At 47.6% G+C, this 317-nt stretch carries 1 pseudogene; it reads left to right on the top strand.

From position 1 onward, the window contains the following. Nucleotides 1-153 precede the first annotated feature (153 nt). A pseudogene (locus P0G09_RS17135) lies at nt 154-317 on the top strand (sodium:proline symporter); the annotation flags it as partial.

The raw sequence follows: 317 nt of genomic DNA, 5'->3' as shown, positions 1-317 counted from the left end.
GATGTTTCCTGTCAATTTGAATACTTTTTGTCCGTCACTCGTGGACTTTTGGCGAATCAGGATAAAGTTTTGCCAAATGGCTTGCACTTTGATGCTTTACTGTGGTAAAATCAAAGCGTACTTTCATTTGGAAAGACAAGGGGGAAAAAGTATATGACCAACATCTGCATCATCGCCACCCTCATCATCTCTCTGGTGGCTATGCTGTTGGTTGGGGTTGCATACAGCAAGTCCAACAACGACAGCACCGATTTCTACCTTGGCGGCCGCAAGATGGGCCCGCTGGTCACGGCCATGAGTGCCGAAGCCAGCGATAT

The organism is Faecalibacterium sp. DFI.5.82 (assembly GCF_029076575.1).
Classification (GTDB): Bacteria; Bacillota; Clostridia; order Oscillospirales; family Ruminococcaceae; genus Faecalibacterium; species Faecalibacterium duncaniae.
This window is presented reverse-complemented; position numbering and strand designations above follow the sequence as displayed.